The organism is Bacillus sp. HY001, from assembly GCF_007558965.1.
In the GTDB taxonomy this organism is placed as follows: Bacteria; Bacillota; Bacilli; order Bacillales; family Bacillaceae_G; genus Bacillus_A; species Bacillus_A mobilis.
Genome location: NZ_VLTE01000009.1, coordinates 1 through 18482, shown reverse-complemented (window position 1 = coordinate 18482; position 18482 = coordinate 1). Strand labels below are relative to the sequence as shown.

The following is an 18482-nucleotide window of genomic DNA, read 5'->3' as shown; positions in this document are numbered from 1 at the left end:
TACTAAATGAATAACCCAACAGTATGAGCAGGGTTATGAACCCTGCTCATACTTGGTTTGTTCTACTAAACGGTTAGCTTTTCATTGTTAGATGGAAATTTAACCGTTCAGTAGAACAATAATAGATATAGGGGTGATTCAATGCGCGCTGTTAACTGGAATAAAAAAGAAGATGATTTCAGTTTAATGTTTTGGAAGCAAAACATCGCTCAGTTTTGGACAGAAGAAGAAATTGCGGTTTCATCTGACAAAAATACTTGGGTGCAATTATCAAAAGAAGAGCAAATTGCTTATAAGCGTGTATTAGGTGGTTTAACACTTTTAGATACGAAACAAGGTGGCGAAGGTATGCCTCTTGTACTTGTTCATCTTGAAAATTTACAAGCAAAAAGTGTATTAGCTTTCATGGGTGCTATGGAAGAAGTACATGCGAAAAGTTACAGCCATATTTTCACAACGTTAGCTACTGAAGAAGAAATCGATGATATTTTTGACTGGGTAGACAATCATCCATTACTTGAGAAAAAGGCTGGTATTATTACGAGTTACTATCGTCGTTTATTAAAGCCTGAAGTAACGAAAAAAGAGTTATACATGGCAATGGTAGCAAGTGTGTTCTTAGAAAGTTACTTATTCTATAGTGGATTCTTCTATCCACTTTACTTAGCTGGTCAAGGGAAATTGACAGCAAGTGGTGAAATTATTAACCTTATTATCCGTTAACTTATAGCGGCCTTTGGTAGAGATACCAATTGAAAAACCCTTTTAATTGCTGGGAACCCCTATTGTAAATTTATCTGTTTTATTATTGATGAATACATTCATTCAGGTTATTCTCTAACTATCAATAGATGGAAAGGAGAATAGCTGATAGGGCAATCAGCAGCGAAGCCTTTATCTAGCGATAACATGTACGGAATTTACTATTTGAAAATCAATGGGAAGTATTATATTGGTAAAGATGTGCAAGTTTCTAATTTAAAACGAATTAAGGAACATATGTGGATGTTAAAGAGTGGCACACATTATAATAGGTATTTACAAGCAGCATACTGTAAATATGAATTCACCTTAGAATATGGAATTCTAGAGGAGATAGAATGTTCATTGGAAGAATTGAGTGAGATTGAGCAACAGTATATCTGGCAATATGACTCTTATAATAATGGCTATAATTTGACTTTAGGTGGAGAAGGATTAGGTGGCATTAAATTCACTGAAGAACAATTAGAGAAGAAAAGACAACGTGTTATAGGTGAAAAAAATCCACAATCTAAAATTACAGATGCGCAATTTTTTGAGATTGTAGAACTATTAAAGTGCGGAAAGACAAACCCGGAAATTGCTGAAATATATAATCTTCATCCAAATTATGTATCTTTAATTCGACATAAGAAACGTTTTAAACATCTTTGGGAAAAAGCGCCAAATTATATGCCAGTTAAATCTGAACACCAACTGAAAACAAGGGGGTGTGTTACTCTGGAAATGTTTTTAGATATTGTTCAGATGTTACAAGCTGGTGAATCAAATGCGTCCATTGAAAGAAAACATGGGTTATCGAGCGGCACAGGAAGCCGTATCAGACATCGAAAACTGTACAAACAGTGGTGGGTGCGATACGTAGATAAAGGAACGTTCAACGACTATCCCAATGGCGGTGAAATTCCGCAATAGGAGTAGGGCCAAGCGGTGGGTGAGAATCCCTTAAATCGAAATGGAGGGCTACCTGAGAAGGTAGATGATATAGTCTCTTCTTGCAGGAAACTGCAAGCTGTATGAAATGACGGTATAGGCGTAGCGAACCTATATGAAGGTAAAGGATGAATCAATTCACGGCGTATTCGTCGGTATTTTAGCACAGCAACTCTTCGCAGAGCTTTCTGCAGAAGATCAACAAGAAGTGCAAAAAGAAACACAAGAGTTATTAATGGAACTATATGAAATTGAAATGGCATACACAGAAGAAATTTACACTTCTATCGGTCTTGTAGAGGATGTAAATCGTTTCGTTCGTTACAATGCGAATAAAGGACTTATGAACTTAGGACTTGAGCCGAAGTTTGAAGAAGAAGAAATTAACCCAATCGTTTTAAATGGTTTACGTACAGATACGAAAAACCATGATTTCTTCTCTGTAAAAGGAAATGGTTACGTAAAAGCGACGAACGTTGAAAAGTTATCTGATGATGACTTCGTGTTTAATTTTTAATATATGATCATAAAGAAAAGCTGTCTTATTCATTGATAAGACAGCTTTTCTTTATGGTTTTGTTTACATAACACTATTATTTTTGTATAACGATTTCTGTTAAGAAAGTTCTATCCGGCTAATGGATAGAACTTTTTTGTAATTAAATGGGTATTTACAATTCTTTTGTATCAGTGTATTATTTAACTAGTACACCGATACAAAAGGAGGGAAGAAATGAAAATAGAGTTTTCTCCAAATACACCAATTTACATTCAGGTAATGGAATACATAAAAAAAGAAATCGTAACAGGACATTTATTGCCTGGTGATAAAATTCCCTCTGTACGTGAATTAGCGAGTGAAATACAAGTAAATCCAAATACGATTCAGCGTACATTTCAAGAGCTAGAACGGGATGGAGTTGTAGTAACGCGTAGAGGAATGGGACGATATGTAACGAATGAAGGGGAGAAAATTATGGAGCTGCGCAAAGAGATGGCGAAAGAATTACTTCATTCTTTTATAGATGGAATGGACAATTTAGGTTTTTCAGAAGAAGAAATTCTTACAATCCTGCGCTCTTCATTGCATGAGAAGAGGGAGGAGAGCGAATGACAGAGTTATTAAAAATAGAAAACTTATGGAAGAGATACGGATTAAAAGCAGTGATTCGTGAATTAAACATAGAGATTACGGAAGGGAAAATTATAGGACTCGTTGGAGATAATGGGAGCGGGAAAACGACGTTATTGAAAATGATTGCTGGTCTGCAGCATTCTTCCGAAGGGATTATTACAATCGCTGGTAAAAAGGTCGGATTAGAAACGAAAGAAATTGTTTCTTTTATGTCGGATAAACCAGTATTTGATGATTGGATGACAGTAAAAGATTCTTTATTTTTCTATCGAGATTTTTATAAAGACTTCGACATTCAAAAAGCGGTAGATACGATTGCGGAATTTAAAATACCGTTAGAAGAAAAAATTACAGCTTTATCAAAAGGTATGGTTGAAAAGCTACAAATTATTTTAACATTTTCGAGGAAAGCGAAGTTGTACGTACTAGATGAACCGCTTGGCGGAATTGATCTTGTTTCTAGAGAACATGTATTAGAACTTATTTTACAGTTTTATCGCGAAGATTGTACGATAATAATCGCGACTCATTTAATAAATGAAGTTGAAAATATTTTTGATGAAGTAATCTTTTTAAAAGATGGAGAAATTGTATTGTATGAAAATGTAGAAGAGTTACGTTTTCAGAGAGGAAAAGCTGTCACAGATGTGTTTAAGGAGGTGTTTAGTAGATGAAGGCCAGTTTAATATACATGTACAATATAAATAAAAAGCAAATAATTATTTCGTTGCTATCATTTATATTCATTATCGCTGTAGCTTTCGTAAGTTTGGGGAATTATATTAAGCAAGAATCAGGAGAAGTAAGACAAACAATTATAGTTATTTTCGTTATTCTAGTATATATAATCTTCTTAGCAATGATAGTTATTCAGGCAGTGTCTGCATTTGGAAAAATGACTGAAAGCACATTATTTCGGTTAACATCGATATCCGGTAAAAAGATTGTTTTAGCAATATTGGTATACGCTGTAATTTATTCACTTATTTTCGAATTAATAGGTTCTATTTTTTTATATGGTATTTCTATGAAAATAATAAAAGGTACAGAGCTCTATGAAGTATTATTTACTCAAAGTGTATTCAATCCACTAAAGCACCTCTTTAGTACTATGTTATATGTATTTAATTTATCTAGCATATTGCTAGTATTACTTTTTTCAGTAGCAAGCGTTAAAGTGTTTTCGTTAAAAAAGAAGAAGTTAAAATATCCAATGGTATTTTTCTTATTTTTACTAGTAACAAAATTATTAGGTGCTATATATGGAATGTTGGGCGGGCTTGCACCTACTGCGCCTTTAATAACAAAGTTAGTGTATATAGATGAATCATCAGAAGCAAATGTGTTTCTCTATCCAGAAAAACTTATGAATGTATATAGTATTGCTTTTTCAATCGGTATATTTGTTTTACTTGTTTATATAACAGGACGCATAATTGATAAAAAACTAGAAGTCTAAAGGAGGAATCAACATTGGGAAATGTAGTAGTAAAGTTAGAGAATGTTCGAAAAAAGATTGGTGGAACAGAAATTATCCGCGGTTTATCATTTGAAGTTCGTGAAGGGGAAGTGTACGGGTTTCTTGGACCGAACGGTAGTGGTAAAACGACGACAATTCGTATGATGACAGGTCTTATATCAATGACAGAGGGCGATATTACAATTTGCGGTCATAGTATTCGCACAGAGCGTGAAAAGGCGCTAGAGCAAATTGGGGCGATCGTAGAAAATCCTGAACTATATGATTATATGACTGGAATGCAAAACTTAAAGCATTTTGCGAATATGGCAATTACACCAATTAGTAAAGAGCGCATTGCTGAGATTGTAAAGCTTGTTGAATTAGAGCATGCGATTCATAAAAAAGTAAAAACATATTCACTTGGTATGAAACAACGTTTAGGAATTGCACAGGCATTACTTCATCAGCCGAAAATCTTAATTTTAGATGAGCCAACAAATGGATTAGATCCAGCTGGTATTCGTCAAATTCGTGATTATTTACAACGTTTAGCGAAAGAAGAGAATATTGCCGTAATCGTATCAAGTCACTTATTAAGTGAAATTGAACTTATGTGTGATCGTGTCGTTATTATTAAGCAAGGGGAGTTTGTACAAGAGTACAACTTACATGAACAAGCGAAACATGATGAGACAGTCGTTGTAGTGTTTGAAGTAGACCAAGTACAGAAAGCAAATGAAATCATTAAAGGTAAGGCGCAAGGAAATGTAATTGCAGTATCTGTAACGAAAGAAGAAATTCCACAACTTGTAAAAAGACTTGTGAATGATGATGTGCTTATATACGGAGTTACTGTTCAAAATAAAACGTTAGAGGATGAGTTCTTAGCGATTACAGGGGGAGTGAAAGCGTAATGTTTAAATTAATTCAAAATGAATTTTTAAAGTTGCATGCGAAAAAAGGTATGTATATTTTAATTGGTGCCATTGCAGTATTGGAGATTTTGGGAGTTTTAGCGATGCTGAAATGGGGAGACGGAAGTGAATTTAAAGGATCATATTTAGATTTTGCAAGTTCAGAGATTGGTTTAATTACTTTGTTTGCAACAATTTTTGGTATTACGATTGCTACTCGTATGATTACAGATGAGTTCCAAAAAGGTACAATTAAGCAATTATTAATCCGTCCAAGAAAAAGAATTACCGTTTTATTCTCTAAGTATATTACAGTATTACTTACTATAGTATTTATCATATTTGCTAACACGATCATTTCAATGATGATTGGCGGAATTGTAATGGATGGTAGTAAAACAGAATTAACGGTAGGCATCGTAATGAAATCTACTTTATATCAAGTACTTTCACCGTTCTTCTTTGCGACACTTGCATTTTTCTTAGCGAACGTATTTAGAAAGTCTGTATTACCATTAATTATTACGATGTTCCTCTTCTTTTTACAAGGACCAATTAATATGGTACTGATGATGTTTGCAAAAGGTGTAGCAAAGTTTGTAGTGTTTTTCCATTTAAATTTAAGTGTGTACGATAGCAATAAACTAGTAAGCGGCGGAGCGGAACCGACATTTTCAGAGTTTACCTTTACAACTTCATTCTTACTTGTAGCTGCATACTTTGTTGTATTACTTGTAGCATCAAGTGCATTATTCCAAAAACGTGACGTATTATAATAAAAGAAATCCCCGCTTGTAAAAACGGGGATTTTTATTACATAACTTTCTCGTATATTTCGCCTGAAAGAAAAGTGTAAAATAAATTACTATTTATGTTGTCTGAAAGTGTTTGAGAAAAATAGGAAGAATTTCAACTATATTCATATTATAATTTAATTATCACACCATTTATTTTTACTATCTTTGGAGGTGTTCTATATGCACTATGCATTTTCACGTATAAGACTGCGCGGCTTTTTTGGATGGATGATTATAGGATTGTTCCTTACGATGATCCCATTAAGTCTAGCAAATGTTTCTGAGAATACAATGGAGGTTATTTCACAAATAACTATATTTTTTGTATTTCCGTTATTTTGGTTATATGTAAAAACAAATAAAAATAATGTTGTATTCAATAGTTTTTTTGATAAGCCAGGACGTTTACCGTGGGGATTAATTGTATTAGCAACGATAATGGGAATGATTTTTTCAGTTGGTATATCTCATATTCAATTTTACATATTAGCACATACGGTACCGAATTTCTTAGTTACTATGTTAGAAGACGGAAATGTTATTAACACGAGTAACGTATATATGACGATATTTACTTTCATTTCAGCGTGTGTGTTAGCACCGGTTATGGAAGAGGTTATTTTTAGGGGATTCTTTTTACAGCGAATGGCTTACAAATGGGGAATTAAAAAAGCTGTAATCATATCTTCACTGATTTTTGGTCTAGGACATTTTGATGTGATTGGCGCATTCATGTTTGGCGTTGTTATGTGTCTTTTATACATAAAGACGAAAAATATATGGACGAATATCGCCGTACACGCTCTAAATAATTTAATTGCAACAAGTATGCAATTTGTCGGTGGAGAAGAGAGTAGTGCCATTTCAATTCCTGAATTACAAGCGCAAAGTAATTTATGGATCGGTATCGGTCTTACAGTTGTTGGGTTACTTTGGTTAATTCCTTATGTTTGGAAACAATGGCGTACAGTAAAAGCAGTAGGTGTGCCGCCGATGCGCTTTATAAATGAGGAAAAAGTAGTGAGTGCATTACAAGAAAATGAAGAGTATAGTCAAGTGATCGTAACAGATAGACTGATGGCTGTAGAGCTGCCAGATGAAGCAGTCAATAAGCTTCGGTTAGAAGAAAATGATTATGTAACAGTATCTGTAGAAGAAGATAAAATCGTTATAAAGAAAGCGCATGATAGATAATTAAAAAGTAGCTCCTTGGAGCTACTTTTTAATTTGTAATAATTTCTACACGAAAATTATTACCATTCTTTACATATTTAATATCTGTAACGATACGGACTGTTTTTAAAATCTCCACTTTTTCACCAATGCGAGGGATAGTCGGAACATTGTCCCAAATGCCAAGCAAGTCATCTAATTGTGCCGTTTTTTCATAAAACCAGATTTTCAATGTAAAGCCCCTTTCTCGAACTTTATGTATTTTAATACATAATATATTATTTTTATTCTTATTGTAAGGGGTTTTTATATATTTTATGAATAAAAATAAATTAAACTTCTGGGAAGATATGTTCAATATCAGGAGTAAGAGATACTTCTGATAATACGATATGAGAAACAGTCGTTGCATATGAAGAAACATCATTGATAAATTCTTCAAGTTCAACGAGTGAAGGAACAGAAATTTTTACAATGTAGCATAAGCTCCCTGTTACGCGGTAACAAAAGCTTGCAGATGGATAAGACTGAATAAACTGTTGCATACGTGTTGTATCACCATTTTTTAAAGTGATTTCTAAAATACAATCTAAAACAAGTCCTGCTTTTTTATAATCGATATCGATTGTGTACTTTTGAATCACGCCTTCACTTTCGAGTTTACGAACACGTTCTGCAGTAGACGGAGCAGATAAGTTTACTCGTTTCGCCAATTCGCGCATCGAAAGGCGACTATCATTATATAATTCATTTAAAATTTTTCGATCAACACGGTCTAATTGCATTTGTAAATATACCTCCAGTAAAATGATGATTTTTGTAAAGTGAAAATATAAATTAGGATTCATATGAAATGTGAAGTGAACTTTATTTATTTTACAATAAAACAGAAGGAAATAGGAGGGAAAAAGATGGAGAGAATTTCATTATCAAATGTAGGAGATACAAAGTTTCAAAAATTATTAGGGCATAATCCGGACCTATTACATTCATGGAGTATGGTAGAGAACACATTGTACAGTAAAGGAACTCTTTCGGCAGAGCTGAAGGAGCAAGTAAGAAGAACATTAGCGTACGGGAATGAATGTCCGTACTGTATGGCAAAGGGAAGGCCTGATGATATGCAAAAGGTAGAAGAAATGAGTGTAGCCGTTACTTTTGCACATACATTTGTTCATGACAAAAAGGCGATAGATGATAATATGTTTCATGTATTGAAACAATATTGGACGGAAAAAGAAATTGTAGAGCTTTGCGCTTATATTTGTTTTATTACTGCGTCACAACAGCTTGGTTTTTTGTTTCAATTACAGCCGAATGAAGGAGAAAATAATGACTAATCAAATAGCACTTATCATAATTGATGTACAAAAGGCGTTTCAGTTACCATATTGGGGCCAGAGAAATAATCTTTTTGCTGAAGAAAACATAGGAATTTTGTTAGAAGGATGGAGAAAAAGGAGACAACCAGTTTTTCATATTCAACATGTAAATAAAGAAAATGCTCAGTCGATGTTTTATGAGGGAGTGGAAACGGTAAACTTTAAAGAAGAAGTGCAGCCACTACCAGGTGAAGTGATTATTCAGAAATCTGTTAACAGCGCGTTCATTGGGACAAATTTAGAAGAGCAATTAAGAGAGAACAAATGTAATGCAGTAGTGGTTGTAGGATTAACGACAAATCATTGTGTGGAGACTACGACACGAATGGCAGGGAATTTAGGGTTTACAACGTATTTAGTGAGTGATGCAACGGCGACTTTTAACCGTAAAGGTCTAGATGTTAAAGAGTATAATGCAGAGGATATTCACAATATGACACTTGTAAATTTACATGAAGAGTTTGCTACGATTGTGACAACAAAAGAAGTGTTAAAATTATTTTAAGAAAATAATTGCGAATTATGTAGAAAAAAATAAGAATATTTCGTATAATCTAAGTACAATCATTTTGAAATAGGGGTGGCATCATATGGAGCAAATTCCGGTAAAGAGAATAGAAGAAGTACTTGTTATAGCAGGGGACGATAAACAGAAGCAAAAGGAATTTTATGAATTGCTCTTATCTACTGAGTTTTATGTTGCTGGTTCACTAGAAGCAGAGGACGGGGCAACAGAAGGAATACTTCGTTTGCGTCATTTCCAAGGAGAGGGTAGATGGATCGTTCCGTTCTTTACACAAATGGAATTTGTAAAAGACGTGTTGCCAGAAGGAACGCCCCTTATTACGATACGTGGGAAAGAGTTATTTGGTGGCATTGAGAAAGATGCTACAGCAGTATTAAATGTTGGAACTGAGATAAGTAAAACATTTATTCCAGAAGAAATTGCAGATATCGCATCTGGACGAATTTTTAATTATTATAAATAAAAGGAAAAGCGGAATCGCTTTTCCTTTTTAATTTGAAAACGGAGTGGCTACGCCAGAAGAAATAGAGAGTGTTTTATTATTTGTACTTATGGTCGCTGTAGCTCCAAGAGGAATCCCGATATTTGGGCTTATATGTCCAATCGGTAAACCGAATAGAACAGGTATATGATAGGGTGCGAAATATTCATATAGTATTGTTTGCAATGATTGAGATGGTTTAGAAGGAGTGCAGTCGTGACAACTTGTAAAAATAACACCACTACATTCATTAAATTTTCCAGATAAAAGTAGCTGATTTAACATACGATCAATGCGATACGGTTCTTCCCCGATGTCTTCAAGTAACAAAAGTTTATTCGCCGTATTTATCTCATAAGGTGAGCCAATTATACTCGTTAACACAGCTAAATTGCCTCCCGATAATGTGCCTGTAACTGTACAGGAAGAAGTAGGTACGATACATTCTGAAGCAGATAAGATGGTGGAATACGGATGGAATAGTTGATTGAAAGAAGATAAAGAGAGAGAATCTACACCTTTTCCTAACTCTTCCACCATTGGACCGTGAAAAGTAACGAGCTTTGCATAACGTGAAAAAGCAGTATGTAAAGCTGTAATATCGCTATATCCCCAAAAGATTTTTGGATTTTGCCGAATGATTTCATATTGAATGTGAGGGAGGAGACGAGCACTTCCGTAACCACCTCGTGCACAGAAAATAGCCTTTACTTCATGATTTGAAAATGCTTCATGTATATCATCAAGGCGAACTTGATCACTTCCAGCTAAATATCCATATTTCTCATAAACACTTTTTCCGATTACTACAGATAAACCCATTTCTTGTAATACGTTTACACCTTTTAATACATTTTCAATTGTTGGTGGACCGGACGGGGCAATAACCATTACTGTATCACCTTGTTGTAACGCATTTGGATAAATCATCGTTTTCAGCCTCCTTCACTTTCAATATATTCGCTTCATAGGAAGTTCAATCCTTGTAAAAGAAGGGGAAAGTTTGTCAAATAAAGAAGATATAAGGGGAATAGGAGGAGGAATAATGTTTACAAGTCGAGTGTTAAATATATTACAAATTAAGTATCCAATCATTCAAGCAGGTATGGCGGGTGCGATTACGACGCCAGAACTTGTTGCAGCTGTAAGTAATAGCGGAGGATTAGGAACGCTTGGAGCAGGCTATATGAGCCCTGAACAAATTCGTGACGCAATTTATAAAATAAGGGAACGAACGGATAAGCCTTTCGGTGTTAATTTACTGTTAACGAAAGAGATACAGATAGAAGAAGAGAAGATAAACTTGGCAAAGGGATTACTTAGCGGAGTAAATAGAGAATTCGGCATAGAGGAAGAAGAGCAGTTAAAGCTTCCGAAAAGCTATAAAGAACAATTACAAGTGTTAGTAGAAGAAAACGTACCAGTCGTTAGCTTTGCATTTCAAACGTTAGAAAAAGAAGAAATAGATGACTTAAAAAGAAGAGGAATAAAAGTCATCGGAACAGCTACTCATGTGAGAGAGGCGAGGGTGCTTGCTGAATTAGGGGTAGATATTATTGTCGGTCAAGGTAGCGAGGCAGGAGGGCATAGAGGAACATTTATCGGGAAAGAACAGGACGCTATGATTGGGACATTCGCATTAATTCCGCAGTTAGTAGCAGCAGTCCCGCATATACCAATTGTTGCAGCAGGTGGTGTAATGAACGGGCAAGGGCTTGTTGCGGCATTTACACTGGGGGCAGAAGCTGTTCAAATGGGATCAGCCTTTTTAACGAGTGAAGAAAGTATTACGCATGATGTGTATAAAGAAGCTGTTTTACATAGTACAGATACGAGTACAACTGTGACCCGTGCGTTTTCCGGGAAATATGCACGGGGTATTCGTAATGAATTTATAGAGAGACATGAAGGGAAAGAAGAAGGGCTTCCGATGTATCCAGTGCAAAATGTATTAACTTCTAAAATACGCCAAGAAGCAGCAAAACAAAATAAAGGAGAATACATGTCGCTTTGGGCAGGACAAGCGTCATCATTAGCACGAATAGAATCAGCTCAGCATGTAGTGGAGCGAGTGATGAAAGAAGCAGATAACGTAATCGAACAATTGCAAAATGTATATAGAAAAAGACCACTTGAATAATTCAAGCGGTCTTTTCGTTAGTTTGCTTTATAAAATTGTTGGACGGCCTCATCGATATAAACCCAGCCTTTCCAACCTAAGTGCATGTGATCTTTTAAGAAGTATTTATCATACTCATGATTTGAGAAGTCGGCAATTGGATAGCCAGCTTTCTCAATTTGCTCATGAACTTTCTTATAGTACAATTCGCGACGTTCTTTCGGGAAGCCAGCGTAATCGTACCAAGGACCTTTTACAGGAACAGAAATGAAGAGTGGTTTTGCACCAGATTGTTTTAATAAATCAAGTACAATTTGTAAATCTTCATATTCTGGCGATTGATCATAAGCATCATTTTTTAAGTAGCCTTCACGTTGCTTTAATTTCTTCTTGATTTTGCTGTTGAAGTAACTATCTTCGATACCATATTCATTAGATCCAGATTCTGCTGCACCTGTTTGATCTGCATGTTTACGAGCTTCATCCCAGTTCATTTGTTTTAATGAAGGGTCAAGCTTTTCTTTATGCGGTTTAATATCAAACATTGCTGTAAATAAATCTTTACGATCTAAAATGTTACGATAAATATAAGCGAAAGGTTTAGCAGCAAGTGCTTTTACTTTATGCTTTGTATCATCGTAAACGATACCTTCAAGCGAAATTTTAAGTAAAGTTTCTTTCTTAACAATCTCAAAGTTTAATAAGCGCTTTGCAATTTGCTTTTTCATTTCAGGTTTTACATCATCGTTGAAAATGAAGTGGTAACCTTGTTGTTTTGAAAAGTTAGGTGCAAAGTGTGTTTCATCAATCCCTTGTGGTACAAACCATTGAGGAGAAAGAACGAATACCATTTTCTTATCTTTCAATTGATCCATTGTAGATGCAAAGTTTAACACATGTACAAGGTCTTGTGTTCCACCGCGTCCAAGTAGGAATGGTGTGAATCCTTCAGGCTTTACTTTGAAATAGTTTGATGGATGGTAAGCATCCATACGTGCGAATTCCGATGATCCATACATCGGAAGGTATTTCGAGTCTGCTAACATCTTTTGCTGTAAAATCATACTTTGAATCTTTTCTTCTTTTAAAGAAGTGGCAGCTTGTTCTACTTTTTCATCACTTAAAAGTGGAAGTAGGAAGCGCGTTGGAATAAGTAAGAATACAGCAAAAAGGGCCAATGCTAAAAGCATCGGACCAAATTTTGCTTTGTTCATCGGATTTCTTCCAACTTCTTAATAACCATGTTTGGTGTAGCCCACTCGTCACGGTCAAAATCAGAAATAGAAACTTCAATATCTAAACGCTCTTGGAATTCAACTAATAAAGATACTACAGCGAAAGAATCAAGAATACCTTCTTCAAATAATTGAACATCTAAGTTTTCTTTCACAATATCGTTTTCACATACTTCTTCTAAAATATCTAATACTTGCTCTTTGAATTCTGCCATTTTTAAAATCTCCTTTATATCCGAAATATATTATATGTGCAACTTCTTATTAGTATAAGAAGGGTGCATTAAAAGTATCTGTTAAGGTGTCCAGAGAAAATGAGGAAACCGAAACATACAACGTGGAACGTAATTACAATCGCAAGGACGTGTGTAAATTTATTGTTTGGCCAAAACTTATGCTTCTTGTTTTTTCGTTCGAAAATATCGAATAAAATAAACAGTGCGGCATGATAGAGACCATAAATAACATACTGCGCAATGGCGCTTCCTTGGATGTGCCAAATTCCCATAATGAAGAAGTTTAAAAAGGCACCGATATACGAAATTGTGTAACGGTTCTTGATTAACTTTTTCTTCGTTGCAAAAAAGACGAAACGCATGTAAATAAAATCACGGAACCAGAATGATAAGCTCATGTGCCAGCGGTTCCAGAAGTCTTTAATGTTACGACTAAGGAATGGCTTATTAAAGTTTTCTGGCGTTTTAATTCCCATCATGTAACTGATACCAATTACGAACGCACTATAACCTGCAAAGTCAAAGAATAATTGCATGCTAGTAGCGTACATAAAAATCACATTAGATAAAAGTGTATCTTGATTAGCGAATACAGCTTTTACAAGATATGTTGTTATCAAGTGCGCGATTATAAATTTATACAGAAAACCTTGGAAAATACGGTTAAGCCCTGTATATAGTAACTTTTGATATTCTTCAGCGCTAGGTGGCTTTTGAATATCTTTTTGGAATCTACGGTAACGATCAATAGGTCCACTTGAAATTGCAGGGAAGAATAAAACAAACTCCCAGAAATTAAAGAAGGAAAGTTCTTTAATTAAATTATCACGAACTTCAAAGACCATTTGTACAGCTCTAAATGTTACGTAAGACATACCTGCGAAAACAATAAAATGTAATTCAGGTACAAATGGTGCGATTTTTGCCAAAATAAGTGGCAAAATCGATAAAATAACAGCTATACAAAACATGAATGTACTATTATTTTGTTTTCTTAAAATTAAATAGCCTTTAATTAGGGCATATTGCCAAATAATAAATACGGCTAACATAATCGCTTGCTTCGGTTTATCCGAGAAGATAATAGCAATCATGACTAATGTTAAAACGGCATTATATTTACGCAACATTTTACCTTTTAATCCAGCTATGATAGTAGGTATTAATAAAATGCCCACTATAGCGAAAAAATAAAATGATCCATATGCGGTCATGCTGTAACCTCACTCAATAATTTTTTGCGATCTACCTTTCCATTTGGTGTCATTGGAATAGAAGATTGATACATGAATTTACGTGGAATCATGTAGTTTGGTAATCGCTCATTGAGTTCTTTTTTAATTGCAGATGTTAATTTGAATTCTTTTTCAAATGAATGTTCTCCAGGAACAACAACCGCTAATAAATAATCGTATTTCTCACCTTTTTTAATTGGAACGATAACTGCTCCTTCTACGTAAGAACACGCACGAAGGTGATGCTCAATTTCTTCTAATTCCATTCGATAACCATGCAGCTTAATTTGGAAATCAAGACGACCATTATAGAATAGAAGACCATTTTCAACATAGCCAGCATCGCCTGTTTTATAGGCGCGCTCACCGTCAATCATAGTAAATGCTTTTTCTGTTAATTCAGGGCTTCCTAAATATCCAACGCTCACGCTTGGACCAACAATTACGATTTCACCTTTTTCACCATCAGGTGCAATCGTGCCATCTTCTTTCATAATAAGAAGGCGGCAGTCTGATTTACAGTAGCCAACTGGAAGTGATTTGTATTGATCAAGTACTTCTTCTGTAACGTGAATACCTGTTACAGCGACAGTAGCTTCTGTTGGACCGTACGTATTCATAATTGTCGCTTTCGGGAACCGCTCAATTAATTTTCTAGCCACTTCGTTTGGTAACACTTCACCGCAGAATAAGAATGTTTTCATGTTTGGTAGCATACTCTCAGAGAAAGATGCTTCCATTAAACACATTTCTGCGAAAGATGGTGTTGAAGTCCATACTTGTATATCCGATTGCTCTAAAGAAGCAAACAAGTCTTTTGGACGTGCAATCATATCTTTATCGATTGCCCAAAGTGTACCACCTGTTACTAATGATGGGTAAATATCCATGACAGATAAATCGAATGAGAAAGGTGCTTGGTTTAAGAATACTTGCCCTGTTTGTAAGTTGAAATCTTCTACAGCCCATTTTGTAAAGCTTACAAGGCAGTTATAAGTAATCTGAACCCCTTTCGGATTACCTGTGCTTCCTGATGTGTAAATAATGTAGAAGTTCTCATCACCTTTTACCGCATGTTCAGGATTTGGAGTTTTCCCTTTATGAGTAAAGAAAATATCTTTTAAGTTGTCTTCACTTACAATGCGAACTGGTAAATCAGTTACAGTTACTTCTGTTCCTGATAAAAGTAGTTTCGCACCAGAATTTTCAGCGATACGTTGTACACGATCAGCTGGGATAGATAAATCTACAGGAATATAAGCATGTCCAGCTTTTACACATCCTAAAAAGTTAATAATCATTTCAGGTTGCATATGGCCATACACCATAATTGGTGAACGATCATCTGGATACGCAGAAGAAATCCAATGTGCTAACGCATCAGAATCTTCCTTTAATTGTTTGTACGTAATTTTCGCATCTCGCCAAACAAAAGCAGTTTGATCAGGCGTTTCAATAGCCCACTTTTCAATTTGTTCTAATAACTTCATAACGTTCCCACCCTAGAATTCATTGTAAATAAATGTACTTGTGTTTGTATCATGGAATCCATACAACCAAAGTAATGCAAATAAAATTGCAAGGTAATAAACCGTCTTTGCAACCCATTGTGTGAGTGGTCGAGACCATATCTCTTTTAATCTTTCCATGTCTTTCCCTCTCTTAATGAAATAATAGCTCTTTGTAGGTATCATGTCCTACATTATTGTGAAAAAAACAAAATTCCACATTTTAGGTAAAAATAAGTCAAAAGGCTCTTTTCTGATATTAGCACTAAATACTAAAAAAGAAAATCCCTAACTTAGCAATTATATTACATTCAGCACCAATTTGTAATGGGTTTGATATGTAAATAGGAAGTGGATTGTGTGAATGTATAAAAGTGGTCTGGGAGAATGGATAGGAATGTAATATTTGTTTGGATTTTCGAGTTTTTCATAGTTAATATATGCATTGCTAAATTTTCATAAAAGGAGGCATTTCTGATGAAGAGCATGTGGAAGGATTTTATTTCAGAAGAAAACATTATGAAATGGAGACGGCATTTTCATAAATATCCGGAATTATCATTTCATGAAAAAGAAACTTCACAATTTATATATGAAACATTATGCTCATTTTCTTCTTTTGAAGTAACGAGACCGACGAAGTATAGTGTACTAGCAATTAAAAGAGGGACGGGACAAGGGAAAATAGTTGCGATTCGAGCTGATATAGATGCTTTACCAATTCAAGAGGAGACAAGGAAATCTTATACGTCTGTGAATAAAGGAGTGATGCATGCATGTGGACATGATGCTCACGCCGCTATTTTGTTAAGCACAGCAGAGGTGCTATCAAATATAAAGGAAGATTTTGTAGGGGAGATTCGTCTCTTCTTTCAGCACGCAGAAGAGGTGTATCCCGGCGGCGGACAAGAAATGGTTGAGGCAGGCGTGATGGACGGTGTTGATTATGTAATAGGTTTACATGTTATGTCAGGACTTGAGAGCGGGAAAATTGGAATTGCTTATGGGCCGATGATGGCGGCACCAGACGTATTTACAGTTGAAATTCAAGGGAAAGGAGGGCATGCAGCGAGGCCAGAAGAAACGATAGATCCTATTGCTATCGGAGCGCAGATTATTACAAATCTACAACATATCGTATCAAGAAATACAAGTGCTTTCATGCAAAGAGTCGTTTCCGTTACGCAGTTTCATGGGGGAATGGCTGATAATATCATTCCTAGCATAGCAACTTTAATGGGAACTGTTCGTTCATTTAATCAAGTATTAAGGGTAGAAGCAGAAGAGAAAATTGAGAAAATCGTAAAAGGCATTATAAAGGCACATGGAGGGGCGTATACATATTCGTATCGATATGGATATGATCCGGTTATTAATGATGAATATATTACGAAAGTAGTAGAAGAAAGTGCTCTACATTTGTTTGGGAATGAGCGTGTTGTGAAGCTTGAGCCTTCTATGGGAGGAGAAGATTTTTCAGCATATTTAAGAAAAGCACCTGGTTGTTTTATTAAATTAGGAACAGGTAATGAGATGATAGATACTTGCTACCCGCATCATCATCCGAAATTTGATGTAGATGAATCAGCTCTCATTTCTGGAGTAGAATTATTTTTAGAGACAGCGATAAGACTACTAAAATCATAAAAAAGTATAAAAAAAGGCAACTGCGCTCTATCGCAGTTGCTTTTATTTCTTTCCGTCAGAGAGGGCTGAGAAAGAACTATGCTCATTTATAGTATATGAATAGCTAACGGACAAGCTTGTACATTTTAATCATTTTTTTAAAAATAGTTATTGACAGTGATAATCAATGTCAATTAATCTAAGGGTAGTTGAAATTGATAATTATTATCAATAGGATGGATGCGACATGTTAATGAGAAAAAAATTTCACCTTCTGCGGAGGGGATTAAAAGATAAAAATAAAGAAGTGGATCAGCATATGGAATGGCAACGAAATGTAATTCGTTCTGAATATGTAGATGAGAAGAGTACACTTCTAACAGAAAAAGAGATACAAGGTAAAAGGAGAGATTCAGTTGAGTAAGTTAGTAATGATTTTTGCAAGTATGAGTGGAAATACAGAGGAAATGGCTGATCATATTGCGGGTGCCATTCGTGAAACAGAAAATGAAATTGAAGTTATCGATATTATGGATTCACCAGAAGCTTCTATATTAGAACAGTATGATGGAATTATTTTAGGTGCTTACACTTGGGGAGACGGTGACCTTCCTGATGATTTCTTAGATTTTTATGACGCAATGGATTCTATTAATTTAACTGGGAAAAAAGCAGCAGTATTCGGATCATGTGATTCAGCTTATCCGAAATACGGCGTGGCAGTTGACATTTTAATAGAAAAGCTACAAGAGCGCGGAGCTGCAGTTGTGTTAGAAGGGCTAAAAGTAGAATTAACGCCAGAAGATGAAGATGTAGAAAAATGTTTACAGTTTGGAGCTGAATTTGTAAAACACCTTTCTTAATGAAATTTTTACGAGTTAGTCAAGTATCAGAATTAACAGGTTTGCATCCGAGTAGTCTCAGGAGAATGCTGGTGGAACACGCTACGATTCAGAAG

22 protein-coding genes and 2 pseudogenes are annotated in these 18482 nt (G+C 35.2%); 16 read left to right on the top strand and 8 right to left on the bottom strand.

All coding sequences use genetic code 11. From position 1 onward, the window contains the following. Positions 1-141 precede the first annotated feature (141 nt). The 9 genes and pseudogenes from FOT98_RS07395 to FOT98_RS07355 all read left to right on the top strand — a co-directional run. Positions 142-720, top strand: a pseudogene (locus FOT98_RS07395) (ribonucleotide-diphosphate reductase subunit beta); the annotation flags it as partial. Between the two features lie 189 nt (positions 721-909). Continuing rightward, positions 910-1677 carry a GIY-YIG nuclease family protein gene (locus FOT98_RS07390; RefSeq protein WP_063261906.1) on the top strand — a complete coding sequence of 256 codons (768 nt, stop codon included), beginning with the start codon at positions 910-912 and terminating at the stop codon, positions 1675-1677. Between the two features lie 139 nt (positions 1678-1816). Beyond that, positions 1817-2212 (top strand): annotated as a pseudogene (locus FOT98_RS07385) (ribonucleotide-diphosphate reductase subunit beta); the annotation flags it as partial. Positions 2213-2428: 216 nt separating this feature from the next. Next, entirely contained in the window at positions 2429-2809 is a 381-nt protein-coding gene (locus FOT98_RS07380) for a GntR family transcriptional regulator (RefSeq protein WP_063261907.1), read from the top strand. Then, complete coding sequence (locus FOT98_RS07375; RefSeq protein WP_063261908.1) at positions 2806-3504, top strand: ABC transporter ATP-binding protein; 699 nt, start codon at positions 2806-2808, stop codon at positions 3502-3504. The genes FOT98_RS07380 and FOT98_RS07375 overlap by 4 nt, the downstream gene beginning before the upstream one ends. Beyond that, complete coding sequence (locus FOT98_RS07370; protein ID WP_063261909.1) at positions 3501-4289, top strand: hypothetical protein; 789 nt, start codon at positions 3501-3503, stop codon at positions 4287-4289. The genes FOT98_RS07375 and FOT98_RS07370 overlap by 4 nt, the downstream gene beginning before the upstream one ends. A 14-nt stretch (positions 4290-4303) precedes the next feature. Continuing rightward, positions 4304-5206, top strand: coding sequence for an ABC transporter ATP-binding protein (locus tag FOT98_RS07365; RefSeq protein WP_063261910.1), 903 nt, complete (start codon positions 4304-4306; stop codon positions 5204-5206). After that, positions 5206-5982, top strand: coding sequence for an ABC transporter permease (locus FOT98_RS07360; RefSeq protein WP_063261911.1), 777 nt, complete (start codon positions 5206-5208; stop codon positions 5980-5982). Before FOT98_RS07365 ends, FOT98_RS07360 begins: the two co-directional genes overlap by 1 nt. A 201-nt stretch (positions 5983-6183) precedes the next feature. After that, positions 6184-7197, top strand: a complete 1014-nt coding sequence (locus tag FOT98_RS07355) for a CPBP family intramembrane glutamic endopeptidase (protein WP_088029062.1) — start codon at positions 6184-6186, stop codon at positions 7195-7197. Between the two features lie 28 nt (positions 7198-7225). On the opposite strand, the gene FOT98_RS07350 is transcribed toward FOT98_RS07355, so the two are convergent. Further along, complete coding sequence (locus FOT98_RS07350) at positions 7226-7408, bottom strand: DUF3913 family protein (protein WP_000707104.1); 183 nt, start codon at positions 7406-7408, stop codon at positions 7226-7228. A 100-nt stretch (positions 7409-7508) separates the two neighbouring features. After that, positions 7509-7961: an Lrp/AsnC family transcriptional regulator gene (locus FOT98_RS07345; RefSeq protein ID WP_001175500.1), complete on the bottom strand. Its 453-nt coding sequence runs from the start codon at positions 7959-7961 to the stop codon at positions 7509-7511. Between the two features lie 63 nt (positions 7962-8024). Here FOT98_RS07345 and FOT98_RS07340 point away from each other — a divergent pair, with 63 nt between their 5' ends. The 3 genes from FOT98_RS07340 (at position 8025) to FOT98_RS07330 (ending at position 9547) form a co-directional block, all read left to right on the top strand. Next, entirely contained in the window at positions 8025-8516 is a 492-nt protein-coding gene (locus FOT98_RS07340) for a carboxymuconolactone decarboxylase family protein (RefSeq protein WP_144290986.1), read from the top strand. Next, a complete protein-coding gene (locus FOT98_RS07335) occupies positions 8509-9063 on the top strand; it encodes a cysteine hydrolase family protein (protein ID WP_063261912.1) in 555 nt (184 codons plus the stop codon). The genes FOT98_RS07340 and FOT98_RS07335 overlap by 8 nt, the downstream gene beginning before the upstream one ends. Positions 9064-9148: 85 nt before the next feature. Then, positions 9149-9547 carry an SseB family protein gene (locus tag FOT98_RS07330; protein ID WP_061678885.1) on the top strand — a complete coding sequence of 133 codons (399 nt, stop codon included), beginning with the start codon at positions 9149-9151 and terminating at the stop codon, positions 9545-9547. Positions 9548-9574: 27 nt separating this feature from the next. On the opposite strand, the gene FOT98_RS07325 is transcribed toward FOT98_RS07330, so the two are convergent. Continuing rightward, on the bottom strand, positions 9575-10495 hold the full coding sequence (locus FOT98_RS07325) for a S66 peptidase family protein (protein ID WP_063261913.1): 921 nt from the start codon (positions 10493-10495) through the stop codon (positions 9575-9577). Positions 10496-10610: 115 nt separating this feature from the next. Between FOT98_RS07325 and FOT98_RS07320 the strand changes: the two genes are divergently transcribed. Then, complete coding sequence (locus FOT98_RS07320; protein ID WP_063261914.1) at positions 10611-11705, top strand: NAD(P)H-dependent flavin oxidoreductase; 1095 nt, start codon at positions 10611-10613, stop codon at positions 11703-11705. Positions 11706-11722: 17 nt separating this feature from the next. Here the strand turns inward: FOT98_RS07320 and dltD are convergent, their stop codons facing one another. The 5 genes from dltD to FOT98_RS07295 form a co-directional block, all read right to left on the bottom strand. Continuing rightward, positions 11723-12898, bottom strand: a complete 1176-nt coding sequence (gene dltD, locus FOT98_RS07315) for a D-alanyl-lipoteichoic acid biosynthesis protein DltD (RefSeq protein WP_063261915.1) — start codon at positions 12896-12898, stop codon at positions 11723-11725. Further along, positions 12895-13134, bottom strand: a complete 240-nt coding sequence (gene dltC / locus FOT98_RS07310; protein ID WP_000807310.1) for a D-alanine--poly(phosphoribitol) ligase subunit DltC — start codon at positions 13132-13134, stop codon at positions 12895-12897. Before dltC ends, dltD begins: the two co-directional genes overlap by 4 nt. A gap of 68 nt (positions 13135-13202) precedes the next feature. After that, positions 13203-14369 (bottom strand): D-alanyl-lipoteichoic acid biosynthesis protein DltB, encoded by a 1167-nt coding sequence (gene dltB / locus FOT98_RS07305; protein WP_063261916.1) that lies wholly within the window; start codon positions 14367-14369, stop codon positions 13203-13205. Next, positions 14366-15880, bottom strand: a complete 1515-nt coding sequence (gene dltA, locus FOT98_RS07300; RefSeq protein ID WP_063261917.1) for a D-alanine--poly(phosphoribitol) ligase subunit DltA — start codon at positions 15878-15880, stop codon at positions 14366-14368. The genes dltB and dltA overlap by 4 nt, the downstream gene beginning before the upstream one ends. Before the next feature lie 12 nt (positions 15881-15892). Then, positions 15893-16039: a teichoic acid D-Ala incorporation-associated protein DltX gene (locus FOT98_RS07295; RefSeq protein ID WP_000440293.1), complete on the bottom strand. Its 147-nt coding sequence runs from the start codon at positions 16037-16039 to the stop codon at positions 15893-15895. A gap of 336 nt (positions 16040-16375) precedes the next feature. Here FOT98_RS07295 and amaA point away from each other — a divergent pair, with 336 nt between their 5' ends. The 3 genes from amaA to FOT98_RS07285 all read left to right on the top strand — a co-directional run bounded on the left by amaA (position 16376) and on the right by FOT98_RS07285 (position 18387). Next, positions 16376-17545, top strand: a complete 1170-nt coding sequence (amaA, locus tag FOT98_RS07290; protein WP_063261918.1) for an N-acyl-aliphatic-L-amino acid amidohydrolase — start codon at positions 16376-16378, stop codon at positions 17543-17545. A 226-nt stretch (positions 17546-17771) separates the two neighbouring features. Beyond that, positions 17772-17948 (top strand): hypothetical protein, encoded by a 177-nt coding sequence (locus FOT98_RS32270; protein WP_063261919.1) that lies wholly within the window; start codon positions 17772-17774, stop codon positions 17946-17948. Next, a complete protein-coding gene (locus tag FOT98_RS07285) occupies positions 17941-18387 on the top strand; it encodes a flavodoxin (RefSeq protein ID WP_063261920.1) in 447 nt (148 codons plus the stop codon). The genes FOT98_RS32270 and FOT98_RS07285 overlap by 8 nt, the downstream gene beginning before the upstream one ends. Positions 18388-18482: the final 95 nt, after the last annotated feature.

Coding starts and splice junctions, on each gene's coding strand:
- dltC (WP_000807310.1), bottom strand. CDS start 13,134: ATGGCAGAATTCAAAGAGCAAGTATTAGATATTTTAGAAGAAGTATGT.
- FOT98_RS07390 (WP_063261906.1), top strand. CDS start 910: ATGTACGGAATTTACTATTTGAAAATCAATGGGAAGTATTATATTGGT.
- FOT98_RS07320 (WP_063261914.1), top strand. CDS start 10,611: ATGTTTACAAGTCGAGTGTTAAATATATTACAAATTAAGTATCCAATC.
- FOT98_RS07375 (WP_063261908.1), top strand. CDS start 2,806: ATGACAGAGTTATTAAAAATAGAAAACTTATGGAAGAGATACGGATTA.
- FOT98_RS07335 (WP_063261912.1), top strand. CDS start 8,509: ATGACTAATCAAATAGCACTTATCATAATTGATGTACAAAAGGCGTTT.
- amaA (WP_063261918.1), top strand. CDS start 16,376: ATGAAGAGCATGTGGAAGGATTTTATTTCAGAAGAAAACATTATGAAA.
- dltD (WP_063261915.1), bottom strand. CDS start 12,898: ATGAACAAAGCAAAATTTGGTCCGATGCTTTTAGCATTGGCCCTTTTT.
- FOT98_RS32270 (WP_063261919.1), top strand. CDS start 17,772: ATGTTAATGAGAAAAAAATTTCACCTTCTGCGGAGGGGATTAAAAGAT.
- FOT98_RS07325 (WP_063261913.1), bottom strand. CDS start 10,495: ATGATTTATCCAAATGCGTTACAACAAGGTGATACAGTAATGGTTATT.
- dltA (WP_063261917.1), bottom strand. CDS start 15,880: ATGAAGTTATTAGAACAAATTGAAAAGTGGGCTATTGAAACGCCTGAT.
- FOT98_RS07380 (WP_063261907.1), top strand. CDS start 2,429: ATGAAAATAGAGTTTTCTCCAAATACACCAATTTACATTCAGGTAATG.
- FOT98_RS07360 (WP_063261911.1), top strand. CDS start 5,206: ATGTTTAAATTAATTCAAAATGAATTTTTAAAGTTGCATGCGAAAAAA.
- FOT98_RS07355 (WP_088029062.1), top strand. CDS start 6,184: ATGCACTATGCATTTTCACGTATAAGACTGCGCGGCTTTTTTGGATGG.
- FOT98_RS07370 (WP_063261909.1), top strand. CDS start 3,501: ATGAAGGCCAGTTTAATATACATGTACAATATAAATAAAAAGCAAATA.
- FOT98_RS07340 (WP_144290986.1), top strand. CDS start 8,025: ATGAAATGTGAAGTGAACTTTATTTATTTTACAATAAAACAGAAGGAA.
- FOT98_RS07345 (WP_001175500.1), bottom strand. CDS start 7,961: ATGCAATTAGACCGTGTTGATCGAAAAATTTTAAATGAATTATATAAT.
- dltB (WP_063261916.1), bottom strand. CDS start 14,369: ATGACCGCATATGGATCATTTTATTTTTTCGCTATAGTGGGCATTTTA.
- FOT98_RS07330 (WP_061678885.1), top strand. CDS start 9,149: ATGGAGCAAATTCCGGTAAAGAGAATAGAAGAAGTACTTGTTATAGCA.
- FOT98_RS07295 (WP_000440293.1), bottom strand. CDS start 16,039: ATGGAAAGATTAAAAGAGATATGGTCTCGACCACTCACACAATGGGTT.